This is a genomic window from Kineobactrum sediminis (assembly GCF_002868715.1).
In the GTDB taxonomy this organism is placed as follows: domain Bacteria; phylum Pseudomonadota; class Gammaproteobacteria; order Pseudomonadales; family Halieaceae; genus Kineobactrum; species Kineobactrum sediminis.
This window is the reverse complement of the sequence record NZ_PKLZ01000008.1, coordinates 28472-55109: the sequence shown is the minus strand read 5'-3', so window position 1 is coordinate 55109 and position 26638 is coordinate 28472. Positions and strand designations below refer to the sequence as shown.

Genomic DNA, 26638 nt, shown 5'->3' with positions numbered 1-26638 from the left:
TCTCCGCTAAAGAAAAAATGCGGGCTTTCAAGCCCGTCCCGGATACATAGTCAAAAGGCAAAGCGCAATCCCGCGATCAGTAACCACTGCTCGGTATCCTGTCCCTGGGCCTCGGCAATGTCTCGGGTATCACCGACAAGAAACTGGTAACGGACGCCTGCATAGGGTGCAAACTCGCGTTCGATCGCGTACCGCAGGCGCAGGTCGAGATTACCATCGGTGATGCCGGATCCCAGGTTTCTCTCGGGGATGTCATCGACCGCAAAACCCAGTGCCATGCGGGGCTGGACTGCCAGGCGTTGGGTTACCCGAAGGTCATACTCCGCTTCAAACTCGAACAACACGTCGCCGTCTTCGGAGACATAGAGCGAGCTGTCGACTTCGAACTGGTAAGGCGCCATACCCTGTAGAGCAAGCACATACGACCAACGGTCGGTATAGTCATCCGGCGTCCATTCGTTGGCGTACTGCACCCCGGTCTGGATACTCCAGAACGGCGTGAGGAGACGGGAGTACAATAGATCATTCTCGCTTTCGCCCTCATTGGGGCCGTCGAAAAAGGCTTCACCCTCGCTTTTCCACCAGAACCTGTTGAAGTCTCCGCCGTACCAGCCCTCGGCCTCCCAGCCGAGATGATCGGGTGAATCATCATCGGTAACGCGGTATTCGAACTGGTCGAACAGGGTGAAGGCAAACAGCTGGTCGTCCGGGACCGGGTCCGGAAAATGTGGGGGTGGCCCTTCGTCGGCATAGTCCAGTGCCTGATCCAGGGTAATATCCGGGGTGTCCTGTGCAGCTGTCGAGACGGAGTACAGTGCCACAAGGAGCATTGCCGTCACCCAGCGAGCATTACGTATCAGTTTCAATTGAGTCTCCCTCGAGCGAACGCACAACAGCAACAGTACGAAACATCCCCGCGTCCATGTGGTAGAGAAGGTGGCAATGAAAGGCCCAGCGACCGGGAGCGTCAGCGGTAATGTCTACAGTAATCAGCTCCGCTGGCTGGACATTGACCGTGTGTTTACGGGGATTGGTAGCAAGATTGCCACCGGCATACAAATCCATCCACATGCCGTGCAGGTGAATCGGGTGGTTCATCATGGTGTCGTTGATCATGTTGATCCGCAATCGCTCACCATACTCGAAGCGGATCGCGTCTGCTTCGGACCACTTCTTGCCGTCGAAGCCCCAGATGAACTTGTGCATGTTGCCGGTCAGGTGCAGGGAAAACTCCCTGGTCGGTGGGCGTCGAAGCGGCGGCCGCTCCAGGGCCCGGAGCTGGCTGTAGGTCAGCACCCGCCAGTTGTCCTCGCCAAGGCCCGCGCCGGGATAATCCAGGCGCCGGTAGGCATTCTCCGCCATGGTAATACTGGCGGGCCCATGCTCATCAGGGCCGTGTTTGATACTGTCGACCAGGTTGTCGGTAGGTAGCTCACCGTCACTTGATGACGGCAGCGACTGCGTGTTGTGCCGCTTGTCACTTTTTGGGTGTTCCATAGCGGCCATATCATTGCTGTCCGACCCGTGCCCATTCATCATCATGCCCATGTCAGCCATGGTCAGCATCGGCCGCGGTCGCTGCTGCGGTACAGCTGCCGACATGCCTTCCCGGGGTGCCAGGGTGCCGCGCGCATAGCCGCTGCGATCCATGGATTCTGCAAACAGCGTGTAGGCCTGTGCATCGGGCAGGGTGACTATCACGTCGTAGGTCTCGGCAACGGCGATGCGGAACTCATCGGTTACCACTGGCCTGGTGTTTTGCCCGTCTGCCTGCACTACCGTCATTGGCAGGCCCGGGATTCGGACATCGTAAAAACTCTGTGCCGAGGCGTTGACGATACGCAGGCGAACGCGCTGTCCGGGCTGGGCGATAAAGACCGGGTTCTCCCGTGCCGCCTTTCCATTCATGAGAAAGGTGTAAGTCGCGCCGGTAACGTCCGCAAGGTCGGTAGGGTCCATGCGCATTCTCTGCCACGCCAGGCGCTTTTTGAGTACTTCACGCAGGGTCATCCCGGTGGCCCGCATCTGGTCGTCAATGTTGGCCAGGGTGGGTCGCTGAAAGTTGTAATAACCTTCTATGGTTTTGAGGTTGCGGAGAACATCGTGAGGGTTTTCAAAGGTCCAGTCCGACAGTACGACCGTGTGCTCCACATCATAGGCAACGGGGTCAGCCTGGGCGGGTTCTATGATGAGCTGGCCGTAGTGCCCCAGCTGTTCCTGTAGCCCGGAATGGCTGTGATACCAGTACGTCCCATTCTGCCGAACGGGGTAGTGGTAGGTAAATGTCTCCCCCGCGGGAATGCCGGCAAAGCTGATACCCGGTACGCCGTCCATGTTGTAGGGCAGGAGTATGCCGTGCCAGTGAATCGAGGTAGATTCAGGCAGCCGGTTATGAACGCGGATTAACGCCTGCCTGCCTTCTGTCATGCGTATTACCGGCCCCGGAATAGAACCGTTTATCGCGATAGCACGGCCGACCCTGCCATTGATCAGCAGCTCCCGGTGTTCAAGGTAGAGATCGATGCCTCCCTCTGCAGTGGCGTTGAGTTCAGTGAAGTTCCCTGCCCGCGGCACTGCCGGATTTTCAGCCCAGGCCTGGTTTTGAAGTAACAGGTAGCTGCCGAGCGCCGAAGAGCCCGTCATGGTGAGAAACGTGCGACGGGTTACAGCGGCCGATCGTCTGGGCCTGAGGTGCTTTGTCATGCGGCCTCCTGATGGGTGGACTCTGGCCTGCCGTTGGTTTCTAGCAAAGCTTAGTAGCTCATCAGGTATTTGCGAATTCCGCGGTCTCACCGGTCGGCGACTATACTGTCAGGAGATGATGCCGGCAGGAGGGCAAGCCCACAGAACGGCCGGCGATAAGGAGGCGTTATATGAATAATCAGCAAAGCCAGGAAGGCCAGGAAGGTCAGGAAGGTCAGGAAGGTCAGGAAGGTCAGGAAGACCGGAACCGGTCCGATAAAAACGGGGAAGCGAAGAGTCACAACAATCACGGCGGACAGCAGGGCAAACATGCAGGCCACCACGCCGGCATGTTCAAGCGCCGGTTCTTCATTGTTCTCGTTTTGACGATTCCAACGCTGATCTGGAGCGACATGCTACAGCAATGGTTCGGGTTTGCCGCCCCCGAATTCTCCGGCGCGCAGCATATCCCCGCCATTTTCGGCACCCTCATTTTCTTTTACGGCGGCTGGGTGTTTCTGCAGGGGGCCTGGCGGGAATTGAGCAGTCGTCAGCCGGGCATGATGACCCTGATCGCGCTGGCTATAACCGTGGCCTTTGTATTCAGTGCCGCCACGACACTGGGATGGGAGGGCACCTCACTGTGGTGGGAGCTGTCCACCCTGGTCCTTATCATGCTGTTGGGGCACTGGATCGAAATGCGTTCCATTTCCCAGGCCCAGGGCGCGCTGCAGGAACTGGCCAAGCTATTGCCGGACACTGCGCTGCGCATTACCGAGGGCGACCAGACTGAAGAGGTTCGCGCAGACCAACTGCGCTCGGGTGATCGCATTCTGATACGCCCGGGCAGTAGCATACCCGCCGATGGCGTGATTGAATCCGGCAACAGCTCTGTTAACGAGGCATTGATTACCGGTGAATCCCGCCCGGTAAAAAAATCCGAGGGAGAGGAGGTAATTGCCGGCACCACCAATGGCGAGGGGTCGCTGCGGGTGAAAGTCACCGGTGCGGGCGAAGAAACCGCACTGGCCGGAATGATGAAGCTGGTGGAAGAAGCGCAGGAATCGCGGTCAGGAACGCAATCTCTCGCCGACAGGGCGGCCTTTTACCTGACCCTGGTGGCAATAGCCGCCGGCCTGATCACGCTCACCAGCTGGTGGCTGCTGGGTGCGGAGTGGGACTTTACCATTTCCCGGGTAGTGACAGTCCTGGTGATAGCCTGCCCACACGCATTGGGTCTTGCCATTCCACTGGTGGTGGCGATCTCGACCACTATCGGTGCGGGCAACGGGCTGCTGGTACGCGACCGTACTGGCCTGGATGAAGCGCGCAATCTTACTGTGGTGATGTTTGATAAAACCGGCACACTGACGCTGGGCGAGCACCGGGTGGTGGCAACGCAAGCGGCAGAGGGCGAGAGCGAAGATGACGTATTGCGCCTGGCCGCCGCTGTAGAGCGTGATTCGGAGCACCCGATTGCCCAGGCGCTGCTGAAGAGTGTGGAAGAACGCGATCTCGAGTTGCCGCAAGCGAAAGACTTTAAAGCCATAGCCGGCCAGGGGGTGCGCGCTACTGTAAATGGACGTGAATTACAGGTAGGCGGGCCGGCATTGCTGGAAGACCAGGCTATCGATGTGCCGGACAAGTTGAAGCAGGCGGGTGAACGCTTTGGTGAGGAGGGGCAGGCCGCAATCTATTTGCTTGAGGGCGATCGCGTACTCTGCGTATTTGCCATCGCCGATGCGATTCGACCGGAGTCCCGCGAGGCCATTGATACCTTGCATGAAATGGGTATTGAGGTGGCGATGATGACAGGCGATTCCCAGGCCGTGGCCGACAGTGTCGCGAAAGAACTGGGCATTGATACCGTGTTTGCCCAGGTCCTGCCCGACAAGAAGACAGAGAAGATCAAGGAACTGCAAAGCCAGGGTAAGCGGGTTGCCATGGTCGGTGACGGCGTCAATGATGCCCCCGCGTTGGCCACCGCCGACATCGGCATCGCCATTGGCGCCGGTACGGATGTTGCGGTCGAGGCCGGGCATGTGGTGCTGGTGCGCTCGGACCCGCGGGACGTGGCGCGTATTGTTACCCTCAGTCGCGCCACTTACCGCAAGATGATACAGAACCTGTGGTGGGCCGCGGGCTACAACATTGTTGCGATTCCACTGGCCGCCGGGGTCCTGGTCTGGGCCGGCGTGCTGTTATCGCCGGCGGTGGGGGCCATCTTGATGTCGGCCAGCACCGTGATTGTGGCGATTAACGCCCAATTGTTGCGGCGGGCTTCGATCTGAGCCGGTGAGCTGGCCCGGTGGTGGTTAGTGGTTCAGACACGCCGCCGGAACAGGGGCAGGGGCTCATCAATTGCAGCCTGATAGTGCTCTGCGGACAGGTTTGCCTGTCGCAAGCCTTCCTCGAGCCGCGCCTCGTCACTGAACTGGAACGCGTCAAAACCGCAGCGCTGCAGGTAGTGGATCTGGTCCGGCAGGAAATACCCCAGAGCACGCAGCTCACCGCGATAGCCGCGCTCCCGCAGCTCCCGGCCATAGGAGAAGCCGCGGCCGTCGGTAAAAACCGGGAAATGCACCGCCACCAACACCAGTTGATCCAGTGACGGCAGCACGTTACTGACATCATCGCCAGGCTCCAGCTGCAGTGCAGAGCCGGATTTATCCGGCAGCGCCTGCCACTGGGCGAGGCTGGGCAAATGACCGGCCGGCGGGGCTTCCGCATCTGTGTCCGCGGGCAACCAGTTGTCTTCGGTAATGTCGCCGTCTTTAATGAGTTTTGGCATAGACCTGCTCCTTGAAGGGCGCTATGCCCACGCGATTATAGGTTTGCAGGAAAGTCTCTTCCTCCTCGCGCAGCGCTACGTAGGTGGCGAGAATTTTTTCAACAATCTCCGGCACATCCTCCTGGCTGAAGGAGGGGCCGAGGATCTTGCCGATAGCGGCGTCTTTTGACTGGCTGCCGCCGAGGCTGATCTGGTAGAACTCGGCGCCTTTCTTGTCCACGCCCAGAATGCCGATATGGCCAATGTGATGGTGACCACAGGCGTTCATGCAGCCGCTGATGTTCAGTTCCAGCGGCCCGAGGTCATACAGGTAGTCGAAGTCTTCAAAGCGGACCTGGATAGCCTCGGCCACCGGCAGGGATTTGGCATTCGCGAGCGAGCAGTAATCGCCCCCCGGGCAGCAGATGATATCGGTAAGGTAACCGATATTCGCCGTTGCCAGGCCGGCGGCCTGCAGCTGCTGCCACAGGGTGTAGAGCGCGGATTCCTCAACGTCTGCCAGCACCATGTTCTGCTGGTGAGTGGTGCGCAGCTCGCCGAATGAAAAGCCGTCCGCCATGTCGGCCAGCAGTTCCAGCTGCTGGTCGGTAACATCTCCCGGGGCGAACCCGGTGGCCTTGAGGGAGATGGTGACGGCCCGATAGCCGGGCACTCGATGCGCCTTGGTATTGCGCAGCACCCAGTTGCCGAATATGGGCTCTGCGGCACAACGTGCCTGCAGGCTTTGGGCGCTGGCCTCGCCATCCAGGGTGGCGTAGGCAGGAGCGGTGAAGAAAGATTTTGAGCGCGCGATAGCCTCCTCGGTAAGCGTGGAGGGCCCGTCGCGCAGGATTTCCCACTCCCGTTCAACCGCTTCCCGAAAAGCGTCAACACCCATCGCCTTGACCAGGATCTTGATCCGCGCCTTGTATTTGTTGTCGCGGCGACCGTGCTGGTTATAAACCCTCAGGATGGCTTCCAGATAAGTAAGCAGGTGCTTTTTCTCAAGCCAGTCGCAGACCACGGCGCCAATCACCGGGGTGCGGCCCAGGCCGCCGCCCGCCAGCACCCGGAAACCGTATTCGCCCGCTGCATTGGCGAGCAGTTCCACGCCGATATCATGTGCATGAATGGCGGCGCGATCCTCTTCGCTGGCACAGACCGCAATCTTGAACTTGCGCGGCAAAAAGGCGAATTCGGGATGAAATGTTGACCACTGGCGAATCAGTTCGCACCAGGGGCGGGGGTCCTCGCGTTCATCGGCAGCCACCCCGGCAAACTGGTCAGTGGTGGTATTGCGAATGCAGTTGCCACTGGTCTGGATGGCGTGCATCTGCACGCTGGCCAGTTCTTCCAGGATATCCGGAACCTCTTCCAGTTGTGGCCAGTTCAGCTGGATATTCTGGCGGGTACTGACATGGGCATAACCCTTGTCGTAGTGTCGGGTAATGTGCGCCAGTTTGCGCAACTGGGCGCTGTTGAGCATGCCGTAGGGTACGGCGATGCGGAGCATGGGCGCCAGGCGCTGCACATAAAGGCCATTTTGCAGGCGCAGCGGCAAAAATTCGGCATCGCTGAGCTCACCTTCCAGATAGCGGGTGGTCTGCTGCCGGAACTGGTTAACCCGTTCGTCAACGATGCGCTGATCATACTGGTCATAGAGGTACATCTGGGCGTCCTGTCATTATGGAACCGAAGTCACGGAACCAAAAAATTTGAGGCGTTACCTTACCAGAAAAGAGGGGCGTTAATTATGCTGAATATGTATAAGGTTAGAACCAGTGGTGTGGCCGGCTCACCCGCCGGATTACCGGTTTCGGGTAGCAGCGATGTGGTATTCACGGATTGGTTAAACGGCTTTTCCTGCTATAATCCCGCGACCGTTTTACCGCCGGGTGTTATGCCTCGGCTTGGCCCGACCACCCATTACAAGGAATCCTCTCCATGACAGACCAACCCAAGCCGGACAAGGATGGTGCCGCGGACGCGATTGCCGCCACCGCTGTTATCAGCATCGTCATATTTGCCCTCTACCTGTGGCTGTCGGGCATGCCCGGTTAATAACGGAACCATGTGCACGCTGGTCAGGAGCCGGCCCCTTTTATAACCAGCTGCACAATGCCCACCACCGCCAGGATGAACAACAGGGTAAAGATGAAGCCGGCAGCGATAAATACGCCGGCCTTGCCCTGCTTGAAATCACGCTCGCGATTGCGGCTGCTTTGTACACCAAGCCCGGCCGCCAGCACGCTGGTAATCACCTGCCATACCTTCATCCCGCTTTTCTGCTCCGGTTCCTGCGGGCTCCCTGCGCGTTCAGCGCCTTCTTGCGTTGCCTGTTCTGTGTGTTGCTGTTCGCTTTCTTCATTGTTCGGGTGTTCAGCCATGTTGGCTCTCCATACGTGGGGCTTTACCTGCAAGTCCGTCGGGTCAGTAATCCAGTACCGGGGCCAGCCAGCGTTCCACTTCATCGGTTGTCATGCCCTTGCGCTGCGCAAAGTCAGCCACCTGGTCGCGGCCGATCTTGCCCACCGCAAAGTAGCGCGCCTGGGGGTGGGAAAAATAAAATCCACTGACCGAGGAGGCGGGCGACATGGCAAAATTATCTGACAGGGTAACGCCGCAGGTCTCGGGTGCCTTCAGCAGCTCAAACAGGATGGTTTTTTCGGTGTGATCCGGGCAGGCCGGATAGCCCGGCGCGGGACGAATACCCTGGTAACGCTCACGAATAAGGTCCGCGGAGCTCAGCTGCTCATCCGGTGCGTAGCCCCACAATTCGGTGCGCACCAGCCTGTGCAGGTATTCGGCAAAGGCTTCCGCCAAACGATCTGCCAGGGCCTTGAGCAGAATACTGTTGTAGTCATCGTGGTCCGCCAGAAACCGGTCGGAGAGGGCATCCACGCCGTGGCCGGTGGTCACGCAGAATGCGCCCAGGTAATCCGGCGCGCTGGAGGCCATCGGTGCCACATAATCCGCCAGGCACAGGTTCGGTTCACCGTTGGGTTTGGCCATTTGCTGGCGCAGGTGATGCACGGTAGCCACGGTCTCCTGGCGGCTTTCATCACTAAACAGGTCGATGTCGTCGGTGCCGTTGCGGGCCGCGGGCCAGAAGCCGATGGTGCCGCTGGCAGTGATCAGCTTTTCGTCGATAATGCGCTTGAGCATGGCCTGGGCGTCGGCAAACAGTTCCCGCGCCTGTTCACCCACAATCTCATCCTCGAGAATGTTGGGGTATTTGCCGGCCAGCTCCCAGGAGATGAAAAATGGCGTCCAGTCGATGGTGTCCACCAGGTCAGCCAGGGGGAAATTTTCAAATACCCGGGTGCCGATAAAGGAGGGCTTGGGCGGCGTGTAGTCAAACCAGTTCAACTCCGGCGCGTGAGCGACGGCTTCCTGGTAACGCATCAGCCGGGTGCGGGGCTTGCGGTTGGCCACGCGCTCGCGCACGGTAGTGTATTCCTGCCGTCTCTCCGCCACGTACTTGCCCTTGCCCTCGCCCAGCAGGGAGGTCGCCACCGACACGCTGCGCGAGGCATCGGGTACATAGACCACCAGGTCGTTGCTGTAGCGGGGCTCGATTTTAACTGCGGTGTGGGCCTTGGATGTGGTGGCACCGCCAATCATCAGCGGCACCTGGAAGTCCAGGCGTTGCATCTCGTTGGCCACATGCACCATTTCATCCAGGGACGGTGTAATCAGGCCGCTTAAGCCTATGATATCGACCTTCTGTTCCCGCGCAACCCGCAGGATTTCATCGCAGTGCACCATCACGCCGAGATCGATCACCTCGAAGTTATTGCACTGCAGTACCACCCCGACAATGTTCTTGCCGATATCGTGCACATCGCCCTTCACCGTGGCCATCAGGATTTTACCGTTGGTCTGGGTGCTGTCGGACTTGCTGGCTTCAATGTAGGGCTGCAAATACGCCACGGCCTGCTTCATCACCCGGGCGCTCTTGACCACTTGGGGCAGGAACATCTTGCCCTCGCCAAACAGGTCGCCGACCACGTTCATGCCGTCCATCAGAGGCCCTTCAATCACTTCGATGGGCATCGCAAACTGCTGGCGGGCCTCCTCGGCATCTTCCACCACCCAGGTGTTGATGCCCTTGACCAGCGCATATTCAAGGCGCTTGGTCACGGGGGCCTCGCGCCAGCTGAGGTCTTCCACCCGGGCCTTGCCGCCGCCATCATCACGGTAGCGCTCGGCCAGTTCCAGCAGGCGCTCGGTGCCGTCGCTGCGGCGGTTGAGAATGACATCCTCCACCGCATCGCGCAGCTCCGTGGGGAGGTCGTCGTAGATCGCGAGCTGACCGGCGTTGACGATGCCCATATCCATGCCCGCGCGAATGGCGTGGTAGAGGAATACGGAGTGAATGGCCTCGCGTACCATGTTGTTGCCACGGAAGGAAAACGAGACATTGGACACCCCGCCGGAGATCAGTGCACCGGGGAGGAAATCCTTGATGTAGCGGGTGGCCTCGATGAAGTCCATCGCGTAGTTGTTGTGTTCTTCAATACCGGTGGCAACGGCGAAAATGTTCGGGTCAAAAATGATGTCGTTGGGGTTGAAGCCCACGGTGTCTACCAGCAGGTCCCAGGAGCGCCGGCAGATCGCCTTGCGCTTTTGCAGGTTATCCGCCTGGCCGTTTTCGTCGAAAGCCATGACCACCACAGCGGCACCGTAGCGCTTGCACAGGGTGGCCTGCTCTATGAATTCCGCCTCACCGGATTTCAGGCTGATGGAGTTCACCACCGGCTTGCCCTGGATGCAGCGCAGGCCTGCCTCAATCACCGACCAGCGCGAGGAGTCCACCATGATCGGCACCCGGGAGATATCCGGTTCCGAGGCCACCAGGTTGAGGAAGGTCACCATCGCCTCTTCGGCGTCGAGCATGCCCTCGTCCATGTTGATGTCGATGATCTGGGCGCCGTCTTCCACCTGCAGCCTGGCGACATCCAGCGCCGCTTCATAGTTACCGTCCAGCACCAGCCGCTTGAAACGCGCGGAACCGGTGACATTGCAGCGTTCGCCGATATTCACGAACAGGCTGTCGGCGGTGATGTTGAACGGTTCCAGCCCACTCAGGCGGCAGGCCGGCTCGCGCTCGGGCAGGGGCCTGGGTGCGACGCCCTGTACCGCGCGGGAAATGGCTTCAATGTGATGGGGGGTAGTGCCGCAACAGCCACCGGCCAGGTTGAGAAAGCCGCGCTCGGCAAAGCTGCGAAAGTCGGCGTACATGTCTTCGGGGGTCTCATCGTATTCGCCAAAGGCATTGGGAAGGCCGGCATTGAGGTGGGCGCTGAAATAACAATCGGCCACCGTGGACAACTCTTCCAGGAACGGCTGGATCTCCTTGAACCGGCGCCCGCAGTTGCTACCCACAATGAGCGGGTTGGCGTGGGCGATGGCGTTCCAGAAGGCCTCTGGGCTCTGCCCGGACAGTACCCGGCCGCTGATATCGGGGAAGGTGACGGAGATCATCAGCGGCACTTCCATGCCCAGTTCCTCGAACACCGAGTGCACCGCAAAGATGGCGGCCTTGGCGTTGAGGGTATCGAAAATGGTTTCGATCATCAGCAGGTCGACACCGCCCTCAATCAGCGCGCGGGTGGCAGCGGCGTAGTCATCGTGCAGTTGCGCAAAGTGTATGTTGCGCGCGCCCGGGTCGTTAACATCTGGCGAGATGGAGGCCGTGCGCGGGGTGGGGCCGAGTACACCCGCCACATAACGGGGTTTGGCAGGCTCCCGGGCAGTGAGCTCATCGGCCACTTCGCGGGCGATCCTGGCCCCCGCCAGGTTGAGTTCCACGGCCACGCCGGAGAGATCATAGTCGCCCTGCGCCACCGCGGTACTGTTGAAGGTGTTGGTGCCGATAATGTCGGCGCCGGCCTCCAGGTAACGGCGGTGAATACGGGCGACCACGTCCGGGCGGGTGAGCGACAGCAGGTCATTGTTGCCCTTCAGGTCTGCCGGGTGGTCCAGGAACCGTTCGCCGCGATAATCGGCTTCCTGCAGCTCCTCAGCCTGGATCATGGTGCCCATGGCCCCATCCAGCACCAGAATACGCTCTTTCAGCGCCCGTGCCAGTGGATGCTCTGCCTGCTTGTTACTCGCCATATTTGTTCCCGTCATCCTTAGAGATTCGGTCCATACTAAACGGGGCGCATTCTAGCAGATTCGGATCGACTTTGGCTGTGTGTAAACACTACTCGCGCAGCCCGGCAGAAGTTTGCTAGAATACTTGACTAATTTACTCGGAATGGAAGGAATCCATGGTCACCATTACAGAATCGGCTCAGGGTTATCTGGCCGAACTGCTCTCCAAGCAGGAGGACGCCCTCGGCGTTCGGGTGTTCATTAACCAACCCGGCACACCGAAGGCTGAAACCTGTATCGCTTACGCGCGCGAGGGCGACCTTGCAGAGGGCGATGAAAAACGCAACTACGGTGAACTCACCGCGTGGTTTGATGCCCGCAGCCTGCCTTTTCTGGAGGACGCCCTGGTCGACTACGCCAAAGACCGCATGGGTGGGCAACTCACCATCAAGGCGCCCAACGCCAAACTGCCGCGCGTGGATGCCGATAGTCCGCTGGAAGATCGCATCAACTATGTACTCTACAACGAGGTCAACCCGGCCCTGGCTGCCCACGGCGGTGAAGTGAGCCTGCTCGACATTACCGAGGACGGCTATGCCATTCTGAAATTCGGTGGTGGCTGCCAGGGCTGCGGCATGGTCGACCAGACCCTGAAAAGCGGTGTTGAGAAGACCCTGCTGGAACAGTTGCCCGAGCTCAAGGGTGTGCGCGATGAAACCGACCACTCGGATCGCAGTAACGCCTACTACTGATTAGCCCGCGCTAACCCGCCGGCCGCCGCTCCACGCGAGGCCGGCGGGTGGTCAGGCCACTCCCAGGCGCGCCGGCAATACCTCGCGCAGTTGTCTGCGCAGGGCGCGCAGTGAGTCCTCGGTCTCTTCCCAGCCGATACAGCCGTCGGTTACCGACACACCGTACTGCAGTTGCTCCAGATCCGCGGGTATTGCCTGGCTGCCCGGGTTTATGTGGCTCTCGATCATCAGCCCCACCAGCGAGCGGTTGCCCTCGATGATCTGGTTGCCCACATTTTCCACCACCAGTGGCTGCAGTTCCGGCTGTTTGTTGGAATTGGCGTGGCTGCAGTCCACCATGATGTTTTGCGGCACCCCGGCTTTTTCCAGCGCCTGTTCGCAGAGCCGGATGTGTACCGAATCATAGTTGGGGCCGGTGCTGCCGCCGCGTAACACGATATGCCCGTAACGGTTGCCCCGGGTGGTGAATACCGACACCTTGCCCTGGCTGTTGATGCCGAGGAAGCGGTGCGGCTTGGCCACCGAGTTGAGTGCGTTGGTAGCCACGGTAAGACCACCATCAGTGCCATTCTTGAAGCCTACCGCGCAGGACAGGCCACTGGCCATTTCCCGGTGGGTCTGGGATTCCGTGGTGCGGGCGCCAATGGCGGACCAGCTGATCAGGTCCTGCAGGTATTGCGGGGAAATCGGGTCCAGGGCCTCGGTTGCGGTTGGCAGGCCCAGTTCCAGAATGTCCAGCAACAGCTGCCTGCCAATATGCAGCCCCTCTTCAATCCTGAAGGAATCATCCAGGTGCGGGTCGTTGATCAGTCCTTTCCAGCCCACCGTGGTACGGGGTTTTTCAAAATATACCCGCATGACAATGTACAGGGTGTCTGACAGTTCATCCGCCAGGGCCTTGAGGCGCCGGGCGTAATCCATGGCGGCATCGATGTCGTGGATGGAGCAGGGACCCACTACCACGAATATGCGGTGATCCTTGCGGTCGAGAATATCCTGGATGACCCGGCGGCTCTCGGTGAGGGTGGCGCGCGCGGCGGCGCTGATCGGCAGTGCCTGCTTCAGCTGCGCCGGTGTCACCAGTACTTCCTGGGATGCCACGTTAACGTTGTGTACTTCCATCGTGTTCATTGCTCATTACCTGATAAAGTGTTCCAGCCGGCGCCGGCACCATGGCCGGGGCGCTAATCGCGGCGCGCCATTCTATAACAGGCCGGTACCTGTGGATAGAAACGTGACTGAAAAGGCGACAGGGAAAAGGCATATGGCTGGACATCCCGCGGCGGCAGGGTAACCTTGCAGCTCAACTCCGGCCGCTTGCCAAGCGCCGCTGAAATCCTCAACGACAGGGCCCTCCGTGCAGGCAACCGCAGACCTCGAACCCGGCATGATGATTATTCACGGCAATCGCCTGGAGTCCCTGCGCGAGCTGGTGGTAGCGTGGATGCGTCGCTATCCGCTGGCGCCGCTGGAAAACGAAGTCGTGCTGGTGCAGAGCAACGGCATTGCCCAGTGGCTGCAACAGGCCCTGGCGGCGGATCCCTCTGCCTCCGGTGGCGGCGGTTGCGGCATTGCAGCAGCGCTGGATGTGCAGTTGCCGGCCCGTTTGCAGTGGCAGGCTTACCGGGCGGTGCTGGGCGCTGATGCCGTGCCCGTGGCCTCGCCACTGGACAAGGCGCCACTCACCTGGCGCCTTGTCCGACTGCTGCCCACATTGCTGGATAAACCCGTATATGCACCGTTGCAGCGTTTCATGGCGGATGATGTCGACTGCCGCAAGCGCTACCAGCTGGCCGAGCGGCTGGCGGACCTGTTTGACCAGTACCAGGTGTACCGCGCCGACTGGCTGGCGGACTGGTCTGCGGGACACGATCGCATTCGGGGTTTGCGCGAAGGGCCCGGGCTACTGGCGGAGGCGGATACCTGGCAGCCGGCGCTGTGGCGGGCACTGCTGGAGGATGTGGGCGAGCAGCGCCTGGCGGACAGCCGGGTGGGCATTCACCCGCAGTTCATCAAAACCCTCGGCGATCTTGAGCAGCGCCCCCAGGGCCTGCCGAGGCGGGTGATCGTGTTCGGCATATCCTCGCTGCCGGCCCAGTCCCTGGAGGCCCTGGCGGCCATGAGCCGGTTCAGCCAGGTGTTGCTGTGCGTGCTCAATCCCTGCCAGCATCACTGGAGTGACATCGTGGCGGACCAGGACCTGCTGCGCCACGCCTACCAGCGCCAGGCACGGCGCCCGGGCATGCCCGTTCAACTGGACGATGCCAGCCTGCACCAGCATGCCCATCCGCTGCTGGCGGCGTGGGGCAAGCAGGGCCGGGACTACATTAACCTTCTGGATAGCCACGACGAGCGCAGCAGTTACGAACACCTGTTCCGGGACATTACCCAGGGCCGGATCGACCTGTTTGAGCCGCCGCCCCGGGACCACCTGCTGGGCCAGCTGCAACACGATATTCTCGACCTCGCACCGCTCAATGAAAGCCGCGATCACTGGCCGCCGGTGGACCCCGCCCGGGATCAATCGGTACGGTTTCACAGCGCCCACAGTGCCCAGCGTGAGGTACAGGTACTGCACGACCAGCTGCTGGCCTGGTTCAGCGAGGATACCACCCTGCGACCGCGGGATATTATCGTCATGGTTCCGGATATCGACCTGTACGCGGCATCGGTACAGGCGGTGTTCGGCCAGTACGCTCCCGGGGAACAGCGCTATATACCTTTTACCCTGGCCGACCAGGGCCAGCGCGGGCGAGAGCCGCTGTTGATCGCCCTGGAGCACCTGCTGGGCCTGCCCGACAGCCGCCTGCCGGTGAGCGAAGTGCTGGACCTGCTGGATGTGCCGGCGCTGCGCGCCCGCTTTGCCATTGCCGAAGCGGATCTGCCCATGCTGCGCCGCTGGCTGGACGGTGCGGGCATCCGCTGGGGCCTGGACGCGCGGCGACGCGAGGCCCTGGGCCTGTCCGCGGGGCTGGACACCAACACCTGGCGTTTTGGCCTGCGGCGCATGTTACTGGGTTATGCCTCGGGTAGCGGCGAGGCCCTGGCGGGGATTGAACCCTACGATGAAATCGGTGGCCTGGATGCGGCACTGATAGGGCCGCTGGTACAGTTGCTGGATGCCCTGGATGACGCTACCTCGCTCCTTACCGAGCCGGCATCCCCGGCGCGTTGGGGCGAGCGCCTGCGGGCGCTACTGGCGCAGTTTTTTGTGCCCGGGGGAGACCGCGATGAGCGTCTGCTGACGCAGTTGCAGACAGCCCTGGACCAGTGGCTGGAGCTGTGCGACAGCGTCGCGCTGGAAGAGGCGCTGCCACTCAATGTGGTGCGGGAGGCGTGGCTGGCAGCGGTTGAGCAGAGCCCGCTCAACCAGCGATTTCTGGCTGGGGCGGTGAATGTCTGTACGCTGATGCCAATGCGCGCGATTCCCTTCCGCCGGGTGTGCCTGCTGGGCATGAACGACGGTGACTACCCCCGGGCCCATGTGCCCCTGGATTTTGACCTGATGGCCCGGGATTATCGCCCCGGCGACCGCTCCCGCCGGGAGGATGATCGCTACCTGGCACTGGAGGCGTTACTCTCCGCCCGGGAGCGGCTGTATATCAGTTGGGTGGGGCATAGCATACGCGATAACAGTGAGCGGCCCCCTTCGGTGCTGGTCGGCCAGTTACGCGATCACTTCAGCAGTGGCTGGCGCTGCGCAAACGATGCCGACCTGCTGGCGGCGCTCACCACCTGCCATCCGCTACAACCTTTCAGCCCCGCCTATTTTGATGGCCTGAATCCGGCGCTGTTCAGCTATGCCCGGGAATGGCTGCCGATGCACCGCGCCGGCAGCGATGCCGTCAGGGCCGCGGTGACAGGCCAGGCTGCACTGCCCCCGCTGTTGCCGGAAGCGCCGCTGGAAGTGCCGAGCGTGCAGCGTTTTTTACGGGATCCGGCCGCGCACTTTTTCAGCGGCCGGTTCAATGCCTGGCTGGATACTGGCAGCGAGGCCCAGGACGATGCCGAGACTTTCGCCCTGGATGGGCTGCAGCTCTGGCAATTACGGCAGCAGGTCCTGGCGGTGGCGGGCCAGTTGCCGCCGCAGGCCGATATGGCTGAGGTGCTGGAGTCGTTGGCCGATGGCCTGCAGCGCGCCGGTCAACTGCCGCTGGCGGGGTTTGGGGCATTGGCGAGGGCGCAGGTGCTGGAGCCACTCGCTGCCCAGTTACAGCAGTATCAGGGCCTGCTGCAGCAGTGGCCGCTACTGCTGGACAGCCCCCTGGTGCTGGCGGACGGCATCCCGGAAGCCCAGCTGGAAAGCTGGCTGGGGGGCCTGCGCAGCAGCCCTGATGGCGCCTCGCTCGCACGGCTGGTATTGCTGCCTGGCAAATTACTGGGCAAGAGTCCCAAAAAACTGCGCTGGCACAGCCTGTTGAATGACTGGGTGGTGCATGTGCTGGCCGCCGCCAGTGGCCGCCCGATCAACAGTTACCTGGTGGCCACCGATGCGGTGGTTCATCTGCAACCGCTGCCCCGGGAGGTCGCCCGGGAGCAGCTGCAGTGGTGGCTGCGGGCATGGCTGGCGGGGCTTTGTGAACCCCTGCCCTGTGCTCCCCAAACCGCCTTTGCCTGGCTCGAGGGGCTGGAGAAGGGCGAGGAGCAGGCAGCGGCAAAAGCGTGCCTCGTATTCGACGGCAACGGGGCCTTCAACGAGGGCGAGGTTGCCCGCAGTACCGCCCTGGCAAGCCAGTACCCGGATTTTAATGCACTCAGCGCCGACGGCCGTTTCAGCGAGTACTGCGAGGGCTTGTACGCCGGTCTGTTGCAGGCTTTCAGGGCTGAGCAGATCACCTTTGCCGTTACTCCCGGCGCCCTGGAGGATGATGCATGACCAGTGAACAACGGCCCCTGGCGCTGCGTTTTCCCCTGTACGGCAGCCGTCTGATTGAGGCCAGCGCCGGCACCGGCAAAACCTGGACTATTTCGGCGCTGTATCTGCGGCTGATTCTGGGCCATGGCGGGACCGACGCCGGGTTGGGCCGGGAGCTGCTGCCGCCGGATATCCTGGTGGTCACCTATACCGAGGCGGCAACCCGTGAGTTGCGCGACCGCATCCGCCAGCGCCTGGTACGGGCTGCCGTTGCGTTCCGTGATGAGGCCCCGGAAGCTGACGCCCTGTTGCTGGCGCTGCGGGAGGACTTTGAGCCGGCGGCGTGGCCCGCCTGCGCCCGGCGCCTGGATATCGCCGCGCAATGGATGGACCAGGCCGCGGTATCCACCATCCATAGCTGGTGCCAGCGTATGTTGCGCGAGCACGCATTCGATAGCGGCAGCCTGTTCACCCAGACCCTGGAAACCGACCACAGCGAGCTGTTTCTGGAAGTGGTGCGCGACTACTGGCGTCGGCACTGTTACCCCTTACAGGGCGACGCGCTGGACTGGGTCAACGAGCACTGGGCAACGCCGGACTTGCTGGTGAAAAAGATCCGGCTGGCGCTGGCGGATGCGCCGCCGTCGCCCACGGTGGATATCGGCTCGGTTATTGTGCCGGTGCTGCGCCAGCGTGCCGAGCAACTGGCGCAACTCAAGGCGCCCTGGAGCCGCTGGCTTGAGGAAGTAGAGCCCCTGCTGGACGCCGCCGTTGCGCAAAAACAGGTGAATGGACACAAATTACAGGCGCGCCACTACAAAGGTTGGCTGGGCCTGTTGCGGGCATGGGCGAGTGATCCCGCACTGGAAAAACCGGGGCTTACCGACTCTGCCCTGCATCGACTCAGCCCCGAGGGAATGGCCGAAGCCTGGAAGAGTGATGCACCACCGCAACACCCGGCGTTCGCGGCCCTGGCGCTGCTGCCCGAGCGGCTGGCCGGGCTGCCGGAGCCGGCGTGGGCCGCGCTGCAACACGCCGCCGGCTGGGTGCAGGCGGAATTTGAGGCGGCCAAGCGACGGCGCGCGGAAATGGGTTTTGACGACATGCTCAGCCGACTGGACAGTGCCCTGCAGGGCGGCAATGGCGAGCGTCTCGCGCAGGTCATCCGGCAGCAGTTCCCCGTGGCCCTGATCGACGAGTTCCAGGATACAGACCCGGTGCAGTACCGCATCTTTGACGCGGTGTACCAGGTGGCGGCGAACAATCGCGACTGCGGCCTGTTCCTGATCGGTGATCCCAAACAGGCCATTTACAGCTTCCGCGGGGCCGATATTTACACCTACCTGCAGGCGCGACGGGATACGGCGGAACGCCACGAACACCTGGGCACCAATTTTCGTTCCAGCCAGGCCATGGTAGCGGCGGTCAACACACTTTTCGGGTCGGCGGAGCCCCGGCCGGGTGGTGCCTTTGCACTGGCCACGGAGAGCGAGAACCCACTACCGTTTGCCGGCGTTGCCGCCAAGGGCCGCAACGAGTGCTGGCAGGTGAACGGCCAGCCGGCTCCGGCGCTGACCGCCTGGCAGCTGGATGTGGGGGAGTCCTTGGGCGCCCCGGCCTATATACGCTCCATGGCGCAGCGTTGTGCCAGTGAGATGGTGCACCTGCTCACCCTGGGCCAGCAGGGACAGGCGGGTTTTGCCGGCCCCGACGGTCACTGGCAGCAGGTGCGCCCGGCCGATATGGCAGTACTGGTGCGCAACTTCAGGGAGGCCCAGGCCATGCGCGCTGAACTGTCCGCGCGCGGGGTGAAGAGCGTGTACCTGTCGGACAAGGATTCGGTGCTGGAAAGCCCGGAGGCCGCGGACCTGCTGCGCTGGCTGCGTGCCTGCGCGGCCCCCGATGACGACCGCCTGTTGCGGGCCGCACTCGCCAGTCCCACCCTGGCCCAGCCCTGGGCGCTGCTGGACCGACTGAACCAGGATGAGCGTGAGTGGGAGGAGCGGGTGCTGCAGTTTCGCGGCTATCGCAACCTGTGGTTACGCCAGGGCGTGCTGCCGATGTTGCAGGTAGTGCTGCACGACTTTGATGTGCCGGCACAGTTACTGGCGAGTGATGATGGCGAGCGCCGCCTGACCAACCTGCTGCATCTGGCTGAGTTATTGCAGCAGGCTTCGCGCGAGCTGGACGGTGAGCAGGCACTGATCCGCCACCTGGATGACCAGGTTCAGGGCAGGGCAGGGGGCGACGGCGATGACCAGGTACTGCGGCTGGAGAGTGATGCCGAGCTGGTCAAAGTCGTGACCATCCATAAGTCCAAGGGGCTGGAATACCCCCTGGTGTTTCTGCCCTTCATCAGTAATGCCCGCCTGGAAGAAGGCAAGGGCAAGCCGCTGCGAGTGCGCGAGAATGGTACTCAGCGCCTGGTCATGTCAGCCACCGAACCCGACCTGGTACTGGCGGACCACGAGCGCATGGCGGAGGATATGCGACTCCTGTACGTGGCGGTCACCCGCGCCCGCCACGCCTGCTGGCTGGGGCTGACCGACCTGGTGCGCGGCGCCGGCAAACACCCGGTACTGCACTTGTCGGCGATTGGCCGCTTGTTGAGCGGCGGTGAAGAAGTAGCGACCGCCGCCGATCTTGGTGGTCATCTCGCGCGATGGCAGGCATTTGAAGGGGTGGCGGTTACCGACGCGCCGGTGGTGGCTCACCTGCGTTTCATACCGGAAGAGGCCGGCGTGCCTGATCTGCAGGCTCGCACCCCGGTGCGCGCCGCGGCGGAACACTGGTGGATCGCCTCTTACAGTGCACTGCGCATGGACTCCCAGGCCGCGAGTCGCCAGGGTGGCCAGTTGCGTACCGATGACGCCGGCCCGGAGAGCGCCGCTGCCGCCAAGGCCAGTGACGACGAACGGCACGCCGTATTCCTGCCCCTGCGGCCAGGCGAAACTCCCACCATCCACCGTTTCCCCCGTGGGCCGGGGCCGGGCACCTTCCTGCATGGCCTGCTGGAACTGGCGGCCCGGGAGGGGTTTGGCACCCTGGCAGACTCCGCCACCTGTGCCGAGGGGTTACGACCTCGCTGCCTGCGGCGGGGTCTGGGTGAATGGGTTGAAACACTGGGCCTGTGGCTCAGTGAGCTGCTGGAACGCGAATGGCCCCTGCCCGGAACCCCGGGGTTGTCACTGGCCGGCTTGCCGCCCGCTGCCTTCCAGCCGGAGCTGGAGTTCCTGTTCGCCGCCAGTCATGTACAGGTGGCGGAAATGGATGCGTTGATCCAGCAGCACATTTTGCCCGGCCGGCCGCGACCGCCCGCGCTTGACGACCAGGTCAACGGCCTGCTCAAGGGTTATATTGATCTGGTGCTGGAACATGAGGGCCGCTATTACGTGGTGGATTACAAGTCCAACTGGCTGGGCACCGATGCCGTGGCCTACCACGCACAGGCGATGGAGGAGGCCGTGCTGGAGCACCGCTATGACCTGCAGTTCACACTCTACCTGCTGGCTTTGCACCGGCAGTTGAAGGCCCGCCTGCCCGGTTACGACTACGACCGCCATATCGGCGGCGCCGTGTACTGGTTTGTGCGCGGCAGCGCGGATAGCGACGCCGGTATCTGGCACCAGCGCCCACCGCGCGCCCTGATTGAAACCCTGGATCGGCAGTTTGCCGGCGAGGACCCGCTGTCTGCGCCGTTACTCGCGCCGAACCCCACGAGAGAGCTCGTCTGATGACGGAATACGAACAGGCCGTGTTGCCATTGGGGGACCCACTCGCCGCCACCGAAACGGCGGACCGCGGCCCCGGTGGCCAACCCGGAGACCCGCTGCAGAACGGCTCCAGGAGCCCCCTGGAGAGCACCGGGGCGCTGCTGGCACAGCTTGACCAGTGGGTGGAACTGGGTTGGCTGCGAGCGCTGGACCGGGCACTGGCGGGATTTCTGCTGGAGCTTGAGCCGGATAGTGACCCCGCCCTGCTACTGGCGGCGGCGCTGGTCAGCCACCAGCTCGGCCACGGCCATATCTGTATGGATCTGGCGGCGACACTCGCGGCGCCCGACCTGGCGTTGTCACTGCCGCCCGAAGGGCAGCAGGCAGCACCGGCGGCGTTGCTGCCCTCGCAACTGTTGGCTGGTCTGGCGGCCACGGACTGGCTTGCCCGGCTGGCCGCCAGCCCCCTGGTCGATAGCTGTGCCGCGGCTCCCGAGAGCCCCCTGGTGCTGGTGGGGCAGAGGCTGTATTTGCGCCGTTACTGGCGCTACGAACACGAGGTTATGGCGGCCCTCCACGAGCGGGTCAGCCGGCCGCCGACACCGGTGAACGGGCTCTTCGAGGGCCTGGCGGAATTGTTTGCCGATACGGGCCAGGGTGAGGATCAGGGCGGCGCAGGGGATGACCAGCCCGACTGGCAGCGCCTGGCCTGTGCCCTGGCCGCGCGCGGCGCTTTCAGCATCATCACCGGTGGCCCGGGTACCGGCAAGACCACGGCGGTGGTGCGGCTGCTGGCCCTGTTGCAATCCTCGGCAGTGGCCGCTGGCCAGCCGCTGCGTATTCGGCTGGCGGCACCCACCGGCAAGGCCGCCACCCGGCTCACCGAATCCATTGGTCGGCAAGTGGGCGACCTGGCAGTGCCGGAGACAGTACGCCAGCATATTCCTGCCACAGTAAGCACCCTGCACCGCCTGTTGGGCAGCCGCATGGACAGCCGTCATTTCCGCCACCACGCGGGTAACCCACTGCCGCTGGACGTACTGGTGGTGGACGAAGCCTCGATGATTGACCTGGAAATGATGGCCTGCCTGCTGGCCGCGCTACCGCGCGCGGCACGGTTGATCCTGTTGGGTGACAAGGACCAGTTGTCCTCGGTGGAAGCGGGCGCGGTGCTGGGGGACTTGTGCCGCGACGCCGAGGCGGGGCATTACACCGACGACACCGTGGCGTGGCTGGAGTCGGTGAGCGGCCAGTCCCTGGCCGCTGCAGGCTTGCGACCCGGTGTACCCGGGCAACATGCCCTGGCCCAGCAGACCGTGATGCTGCGCCGGTCACACCGGTTTGGGGCCAACAGTGGCATCGGTGAACTGGCGCGGGCGGTCAACCGCTGCGATGTAGCTCGGGCGGCCAGTCTGCTCGGTGCCGGCGAGTTTGCCGATATTGCCTGGCGGCGTATGAACAGTGCCAGTGACCCGGCTTTTGCAGCCCTGGTGGTGGGCCGCGATAACACGCCCGGTTACGGCCTTTACCTGCGACAGCTGCAGGCACTGCGTCCTGCAGCCGCCGCACCGGGAGATCTGGCCTGGGAGGCCTGGGCACGCACGGTGCTGGCAACTTTTGACCAGTTCCAGCTGTTGTGTGCGGTGCGCCGCGGCGACTGGGGCGTGGAGGCGGTCAATGTCCGGGTAGCAGCTTTGCTGCAGGGCGAGGGTCTGTTGCCGGCGGCGCAGGGCTGGTACGAGGGGCGCCCGGTGATGGTCACCCGCAACAATTACAGCCTGGGCCTGATGAACGGGGACGTGGGTATTACCCTGCAGGTACCCCTGGTGGCACGATCAGGCATCAGCCAGGCGCAACTACGGGTGGCATTTCCACGCAACGACGGTCGCGGCGGAATCCGCTTTGTGTTGCCCAGCCAGCTGACCGACGCCGAAACCGTGTTTGCGATGACCGTACACAAATCCCAGGGTTCGGAGTTCAGCCACGCCGCACTGGTGCTTCCCGAGCGCCGCAGCCCGGTGCTCACCAAGGAGCTGGTCTATACCGGCATCACCCGGGCCAGTCGGCAGTTCACCCTGGTGACAACCCGGGCAGAGGTATTTGAACAGGCGGTGGCCACACCGGTCAGGCGCATCAGCGGGCTGTTACCGCGGTAGTTACCCGGCACAGTCAGGCGGCTCAGGCCGTGGTTCAGGCATGGTTCGGGCATGGTTCGGGCATGGTTCAGGAAAGCGGCGCGATCACCTCGTCCGCATAGCGCCTGGTGCCGTCGATTTTCAGCGCCACGTCTTCCGTGTCGCCGTGGTAGAACATCCACGGCATGGTCAGGATATGGGTGACGCCGGCATCCTCCAGCCGCTTGTAACCGTCGGCGTCCCAGGCATCGTTGGGGGTGGCCATGACCTCAAAGGGTTCGTGCTCCCGGCCGTATTCTCTGCGCCACTGTCGGATGCGCTCGATGCTTTCGATGATCTCCGCGGAGGGCTGCAGGTCGGTCACCCAGCCATCGGCCAGACGCGCTGCCCGACGCATGGCCGGGTCTGAAATGCCGCCAATCCAGAAGGGGATGCGTTCGCTGGGGGCAGGGTTCATCTCCAGTCGGTCAAACTGGTAGAACTGGCCCTGGTACTCCACCATCTCGCCGCTCCAGAGCAGGCGCATGATTTCCAGCATTTCATCGGTGCGCTTGCCGCGAGTCCGAAAATCCTGCTGCATCAGCGCAAATTCATCCTCGGACCAACCCACCCCAAAGGCCGGAGTAACCCGGTTGTCGGAGATAATGGCAGCGGTGCTAATGGCCTTGGCTACCAGGAACGGGTTGCGCATGGGCAGCACGAAAATGTTGTTGGTAAAACGCAGGCGGGTGGTGATAGCTGCCAGTGCGCCGATGACAACCCAGGGGTCCGGCCAATCGGTAAAGGCCGACCAGCGGCGGCTGCCATCCTCGGTGTAGGGGTAGTCGTGGCTGATCTGTTCGGGATGCACCACGTGATCGGAAAACGACATCGCTTCCCAGCCATATTCGTCTGCCACTGGCGCAATCCGGGTGAGATGGGCAACGGTGCTGAACGAGGTGGAAAGGACAAATTTCACAATCAGGACTCCGCAAGGAATTTTTGGTGTTATGGCCTTACTCTAGCAACCTTGGGCGGCCGCTGGCAGCGGTGGGACGTCGCTCGCGTATGAAAGGGAATAATCAGAAGGCGAGCGGTCAATTTGTCATACCCCCGCCTTCGCGGCGGGCGAGGTAGACCCTGAATTTGCTATTCTGTGCCAGCACCACAGTACGGAAGTGGCGCTGCAGGGTAGGGCGGTAATCCAGGTGGCGATTGGCTACCAGGCACAGATGGCCGCCCGGCGCCAGGCTGTTGGCCGCCTGGCCAAGAAGGCGGCGGCCGGCAAAGTCATCCACCGCATGTTGCAGGTGGAAGGGCGGGTTGCACAGGATCAGCTCGGGTGCGGGTGCGTCCACGATTGAGTCCGAAACCCCGCCCGGTGGGGACTCCAATACGTTATCCAGCAGTCCGTCGCCGTGGTGGAAGCCGGCCTGCGCCGCGGGTAGCAGCCGTTCCCGGTTGGCCCGGGCCGAAGCCAGTGCCATGGCCGATTCGTCACAAAACAACACGTGTTGTGCAACGCCCTGTTGCAATGCCGCCAGCCCCAGTACGCCGTTGCCACAGGCCAGATCCACCGCGTTTTGCACGGGTGCCAGCTGGCCCAGCTGTTCGATCAGGAAGCGGCTGCCCTGGTCCAAGCGGTCGCGGCTGAATACGTTGGGCAGCGCCGCGAGGGGGCCGCCCAGCAATGGGCAGTCGTATTCGACCCAGGCATTGTCGGGGCTCGTGCCCGGGCTTGCAGCAGGCCGGTGCGCAGGGGCGAGTGGTGGCTGATGGGCTGCCAGCGGTGCGGTGGTTGTGCCCATACGGTCACCCATACGGGCACTGAAGTAATGTGCCTTGTAGCGCCCATGGTGACGCTCGCAGGCGCCCAGGTAACGCTCCATCAGCGCCGCCACGTCGCCTGGCAGGTGTTTGTCCATGCCCGCCGCCAGCACCTGTGCACCGACGGGCAGCTGCGCGGCCAGTAACGCCAGCTGGTATTCAAGAAAGGCCTTTTGCTTGGGGATACGCAACAGCACCAGGCTGGCCGGCGGCGGTCGCTCGGTGCTCCACACCACTGCTATTGGCGGGCACTGGTTGGCCTCGCGGTTGGCGGCAACTGCCAGGGCGGCCAGCGCGGAATCGGTCCAGAGAGTCACCGTGGCTTGTGCTGTCGCCAGGGGCACGCTCAGAGCACCGTGCTCATCATTAACGGTGAGCACCCGCGGGGGCAATGTGTCCAGCGCCGCCGCCGCATCGAGCAACAGGGTGTCTGCGCCGCACCAGGCGCGCAGGGGTTCCTTGCGTCGGGCCGGATAGCGGCTTAGTGCAAACGAGCCAAAGGGGGTGTCAACCGTCTCCGACATACAGGGTCAGTTGCTGGCCGGGATAAATGTAACCACGGGGATTCAGGGCATTCCAGGCAATGATGTCATCGATGCTGACCTTGAAACGGCCCGCGATACGGTACAGGGAGTCGCCGCGGCGCACTTTGTAATCGGTCTCCCTGGATTGGCCGGCACTGCGCCCGGCCAGACTGGTGGCCCAGTCTCCGCCCTGGGGGATCATCAGGCTCTTGCCGGCGCGAATAAAGCTGCCATTGAGTTTGTTCACTTCCTGCAGCAGGGTCACCTGGGTGTTGAAGCGGCGCGCAATCGCCCCCAGGGTGTCGCCGTTACGAATGGTGTAGTGCTGCCAGTTAACACGCTGGTCCGCATCCAGGTCGGCCAGGCGTTCGGCAAAGTGCGCGGCGCTCTCGGGTGGCAGTAACAATTCGGCCGCTGTGGGTGCTGTGGCCCAGCGCCGATGGCCGGGGTTCAGTGCCTGCAGGTGGGCCAGCTCAATATTCGCCAGCTCCGCTGCCCGGGCAAGCTCGATCTGGCCGCCGGTGGGTACCGCCACGAAGGCCGGTGCATTGGCCAGTGGCGGCAGGCTAACTGCCCAGGTGTCCGGGTCGCTGACCATACTGCTCAGTGCCAGCAACCGCGGCACATAAGCGCGGGTTTCCCGCGGTAGAGGCAATGACCAGAAATCGGTCTTGCGGCCCTTGGCCCGGTTGGCGCGCACGGCCCGGCCGACCCGGCCGATACCCCCATTGTAGGCGGCAATGGCCAGCATCCAGTCGCCGTCCAGCGTGTCGTGCAGGCTTTGCAGGTAGTCCAGCGCCGCCGCGGTGGATTCCCGCAGATCGCGGCGACCGTCGTACCACCAGTCACTGGTGATACCCAGCTGGCGGCCTGTGGCGGGCATGATCTGCCACAGGCCCAGGGCGTGCTGGGAGGAGCGGGCAAAGGGATTCAGGCCGCTTTCCACCAGCGGCAACAGGGCCAGCTCCATGGGCATGCCGCGGCGCTCCACCTCGTCCACAATGTAGTGCAGGTAGAGCGTGCTGCGTGGCCCCAGGGCCTCCAGGTAATTGTTCTGCCCAAGGTAATGGGTTCTCGCCTTGTGCACCTGTGGGTTGTCCGGTATCTGCCAGGCCATGCCCTGACGCATGCGATCCCAGAGATCCACCGGAGGCTCGCTGACAGGCATCTTTGCCACTATCGACGCATTCGCTTTTGGTGCCGGTACCCCGGCCACGGAGGGGGCCGGTTGCGGGAGCCTGCTGGTGGCAGCACTCACCTCGGCTGACTCCTCAGACGGTGGTAGAAGCTGGCAGCCCG

The 26638-nt window shown here is 62.7% G+C and carries 16 protein-coding genes; 6 read left to right on the top strand and 10 right to left on the bottom strand.

All coding sequences use genetic code 11. From position 1 onward, the window contains the following. Positions 1–50: 50 nt before the first annotated feature. On the bottom strand, positions 51–866 hold the full coding sequence (locus CWI75_RS09990; protein ID WP_146003578.1) for a copper resistance protein B: 816 nt from the start codon (positions 864–866) through the stop codon (positions 51–53). Next, complete coding sequence (locus CWI75_RS09985) at positions 850–2703, bottom strand: copper resistance system multicopper oxidase (protein WP_101521367.1); 1854 nt, start codon at positions 2701–2703, stop codon at positions 850–852. Before CWI75_RS09985 ends, CWI75_RS09990 begins: the two co-directional genes overlap by 17 nt. A gap of 170 nt (positions 2704–2873) precedes the next feature. On the opposite strand from CWI75_RS09985, the gene CWI75_RS09980 reads away from it, so the two are divergent. Continuing rightward, positions 2874–4973, top strand: coding sequence for a heavy metal translocating P-type ATPase (locus CWI75_RS09980; protein ID WP_241521163.1), 2100 nt, complete (start codon positions 2874–2876; stop codon positions 4971–4973). 32 nt (positions 4974–5005) lie between these two features. Here the strand turns inward: CWI75_RS09980 and CWI75_RS09975 are convergent, their stop codons facing one another. Both CWI75_RS09975 and CWI75_RS09970 read right to left on the bottom strand, forming a co-directional pair. After that, positions 5006–5473: a DUF934 domain-containing protein gene (locus CWI75_RS09975; protein ID WP_101521366.1), complete on the bottom strand. Its 468-nt coding sequence runs from the start codon at positions 5471–5473 to the stop codon at positions 5006–5008. Beyond that, positions 5457–7121 carry a nitrite/sulfite reductase gene (locus tag CWI75_RS09970; protein WP_101521365.1) on the bottom strand — a complete coding sequence of 555 codons (1665 nt, stop codon included), beginning with the start codon at positions 7119–7121 and terminating at the stop codon, positions 5457–5459. Before CWI75_RS09970 ends, CWI75_RS09975 begins: the two co-directional genes overlap by 17 nt. 275 nt (positions 7122–7396) lie before the next feature. Here CWI75_RS09970 and CWI75_RS18495 point away from each other — a divergent pair, with 275 nt between their 5' ends. Beyond that, positions 7397–7513 carry a methionine synthase gene (locus CWI75_RS18495; protein WP_193817266.1) on the top strand — a complete coding sequence of 39 codons (117 nt, stop codon included), beginning with the start codon at positions 7397–7399 and terminating at the stop codon, positions 7511–7513. Positions 7514–7536: 23 nt separating this feature from the next. On the opposite strand, the gene CWI75_RS18905 is transcribed toward CWI75_RS18495, so the two are convergent. After that, the gene (locus tag CWI75_RS18905) at positions 7537–7839 is read right to left on the bottom strand and encodes a DUF2970 domain-containing protein (protein WP_420913254.1); all 303 of its coding nucleotides are present in this window, start codon (positions 7837–7839) and stop codon (positions 7537–7539) included. A gap of 43 nt (positions 7840–7882) precedes the next feature. Further along, positions 7883–11575 (bottom strand): methionine synthase, encoded by a 3693-nt coding sequence (gene metH, locus CWI75_RS09960; RefSeq protein ID WP_101521364.1) that lies wholly within the window; start codon positions 11573–11575, stop codon positions 7883–7885. 155 nt (positions 11576–11730) lie between these two features. Between metH and nfuA the strand changes: the two genes are divergently transcribed. Further along, a complete protein-coding gene (gene nfuA, locus CWI75_RS09955) occupies positions 11731–12306 on the top strand; it encodes a Fe-S biogenesis protein NfuA (protein WP_101521363.1) in 576 nt (191 codons plus the stop codon). A gap of 51 nt (positions 12307–12357) precedes the next feature. Here nfuA and CWI75_RS09950 read toward each other — a convergent pair whose 3' ends face one another. After that, a complete protein-coding gene (locus tag CWI75_RS09950; protein ID WP_101521362.1) occupies positions 12358–13437 on the bottom strand; it encodes a 3-deoxy-7-phosphoheptulonate synthase in 1080 nt (359 codons plus the stop codon). A gap of 226 nt (positions 13438–13663) precedes the next feature. On the opposite strand from CWI75_RS09950, the gene recC reads away from it, so the two are divergent. From recC to recD, 3 genes are read left to right on the top strand one after another with little or no spacing between them, the layout of a single operon-like run. After that, positions 13664–17182 carry an exodeoxyribonuclease V subunit gamma gene (gene recC / locus CWI75_RS09945; RefSeq protein ID WP_206604697.1) on the top strand — a complete coding sequence of 1173 codons (3519 nt, stop codon included), beginning with the start codon at positions 13664–13666 and terminating at the stop codon, positions 17180–17182. Next, positions 17179–20895, top strand: a complete 3717-nt coding sequence (gene recB, locus CWI75_RS09940) for an exodeoxyribonuclease V subunit beta (protein WP_101521361.1) — start codon at positions 17179–17181, stop codon at positions 20893–20895. Before recC ends, recB begins: the two co-directional genes overlap by 4 nt. After that, a complete protein-coding gene (gene recD, locus CWI75_RS09935; protein WP_101521360.1) occupies positions 20895–23030 on the top strand; it encodes an exodeoxyribonuclease V subunit alpha in 2136 nt (711 codons plus the stop codon). The genes recB and recD overlap by 1 nt, the downstream gene beginning before the upstream one ends. A gap of 67 nt (positions 23031–23097) precedes the next feature. Here the strand turns inward: recD and CWI75_RS09930 are convergent, their stop codons facing one another. The 3 genes from CWI75_RS09930 to CWI75_RS09920 form a co-directional block, all read right to left on the bottom strand. Continuing rightward, the gene (locus CWI75_RS09930) at positions 23098–23967 is read right to left on the bottom strand and encodes an LLM class F420-dependent oxidoreductase (RefSeq protein WP_101521359.1); all 870 of its coding nucleotides are present in this window, start codon (positions 23965–23967) and stop codon (positions 23098–23100) included. A gap of 118 nt (positions 23968–24085) precedes the next feature. Continuing rightward, the gene (locus CWI75_RS09925; protein WP_101521358.1) at positions 24086–25339 is read right to left on the bottom strand and encodes a class I SAM-dependent methyltransferase; all 1254 of its coding nucleotides are present in this window, start codon (positions 25337–25339) and stop codon (positions 24086–24088) included. Next, positions 25323–26597: a LysM peptidoglycan-binding domain-containing protein gene (locus CWI75_RS09920; protein ID WP_241521162.1), complete on the bottom strand. Its 1275-nt coding sequence runs from the start codon at positions 26595–26597 to the stop codon at positions 25323–25325. Before CWI75_RS09920 ends, CWI75_RS09925 begins: the two co-directional genes overlap by 17 nt. Positions 26598–26638: the final 41 nt, after the last annotated feature.

Excerpts from the sequence above, each read along its gene's own strand:
- CWI75_RS09970 (WP_101521365.1), bottom strand. The coding sequence starts at position 7,121 with ATGTACCTCTATGACCAGTATGATCAGCGCATCGTTGACGAACGGGTT.
- CWI75_RS09950 (WP_101521362.1), bottom strand. The coding sequence starts at position 13,437 with ATGAACACGATGGAAGTACACAACGTTAACGTGGCATCCCAGGAAGTA.
- CWI75_RS09980 (WP_241521163.1), top strand. The coding sequence starts at position 2,874 with ATGAATAATCAGCAAAGCCAGGAAGGCCAGGAAGGTCAGGAAGGTCAG.
- metH (WP_101521364.1), bottom strand. The coding sequence starts at position 11,575 with ATGGCGAGTAACAAGCAGGCAGAGCATCCACTGGCACGGGCGCTGAAA.
- nfuA (WP_101521363.1), top strand. The coding sequence starts at position 11,731 with ATGGTCACCATTACAGAATCGGCTCAGGGTTATCTGGCCGAACTGCTC.
- recB (WP_101521361.1), top strand. The coding sequence starts at position 17,179 with ATGACCAGTGAACAACGGCCCCTGGCGCTGCGTTTTCCCCTGTACGGC.
- CWI75_RS09985 (WP_101521367.1), bottom strand. The coding sequence starts at position 2,703 with ATGACAAAGCACCTCAGGCCCAGACGATCGGCCGCTGTAACCCGTCGC.
- CWI75_RS09925 (WP_101521358.1), bottom strand. The coding sequence starts at position 25,339 with ATGTCGGAGACGGTTGACACCCCCTTTGGCTCGTTTGCACTAAGCCGC.
- CWI75_RS09975 (WP_101521366.1), bottom strand. The coding sequence starts at position 5,473 with ATGCCAAAACTCATTAAAGACGGCGACATTACCGAAGACAACTGGTTG.
- CWI75_RS18495 (WP_193817266.1), top strand. The coding sequence starts at position 7,397 with ATGACAGACCAACCCAAGCCGGACAAGGATGGTGCCGCGGACGCGATT.
- recD (WP_101521360.1), top strand. The coding sequence starts at position 20,895 with ATGACGGAATACGAACAGGCCGTGTTGCCATTGGGGGACCCACTCGCC.
- CWI75_RS18905 (WP_420913254.1), bottom strand. The coding sequence starts at position 7,839 with ATGGCTGAACACCCGAACAATGAAGAAAGCGAACAGCAACACACAGAA.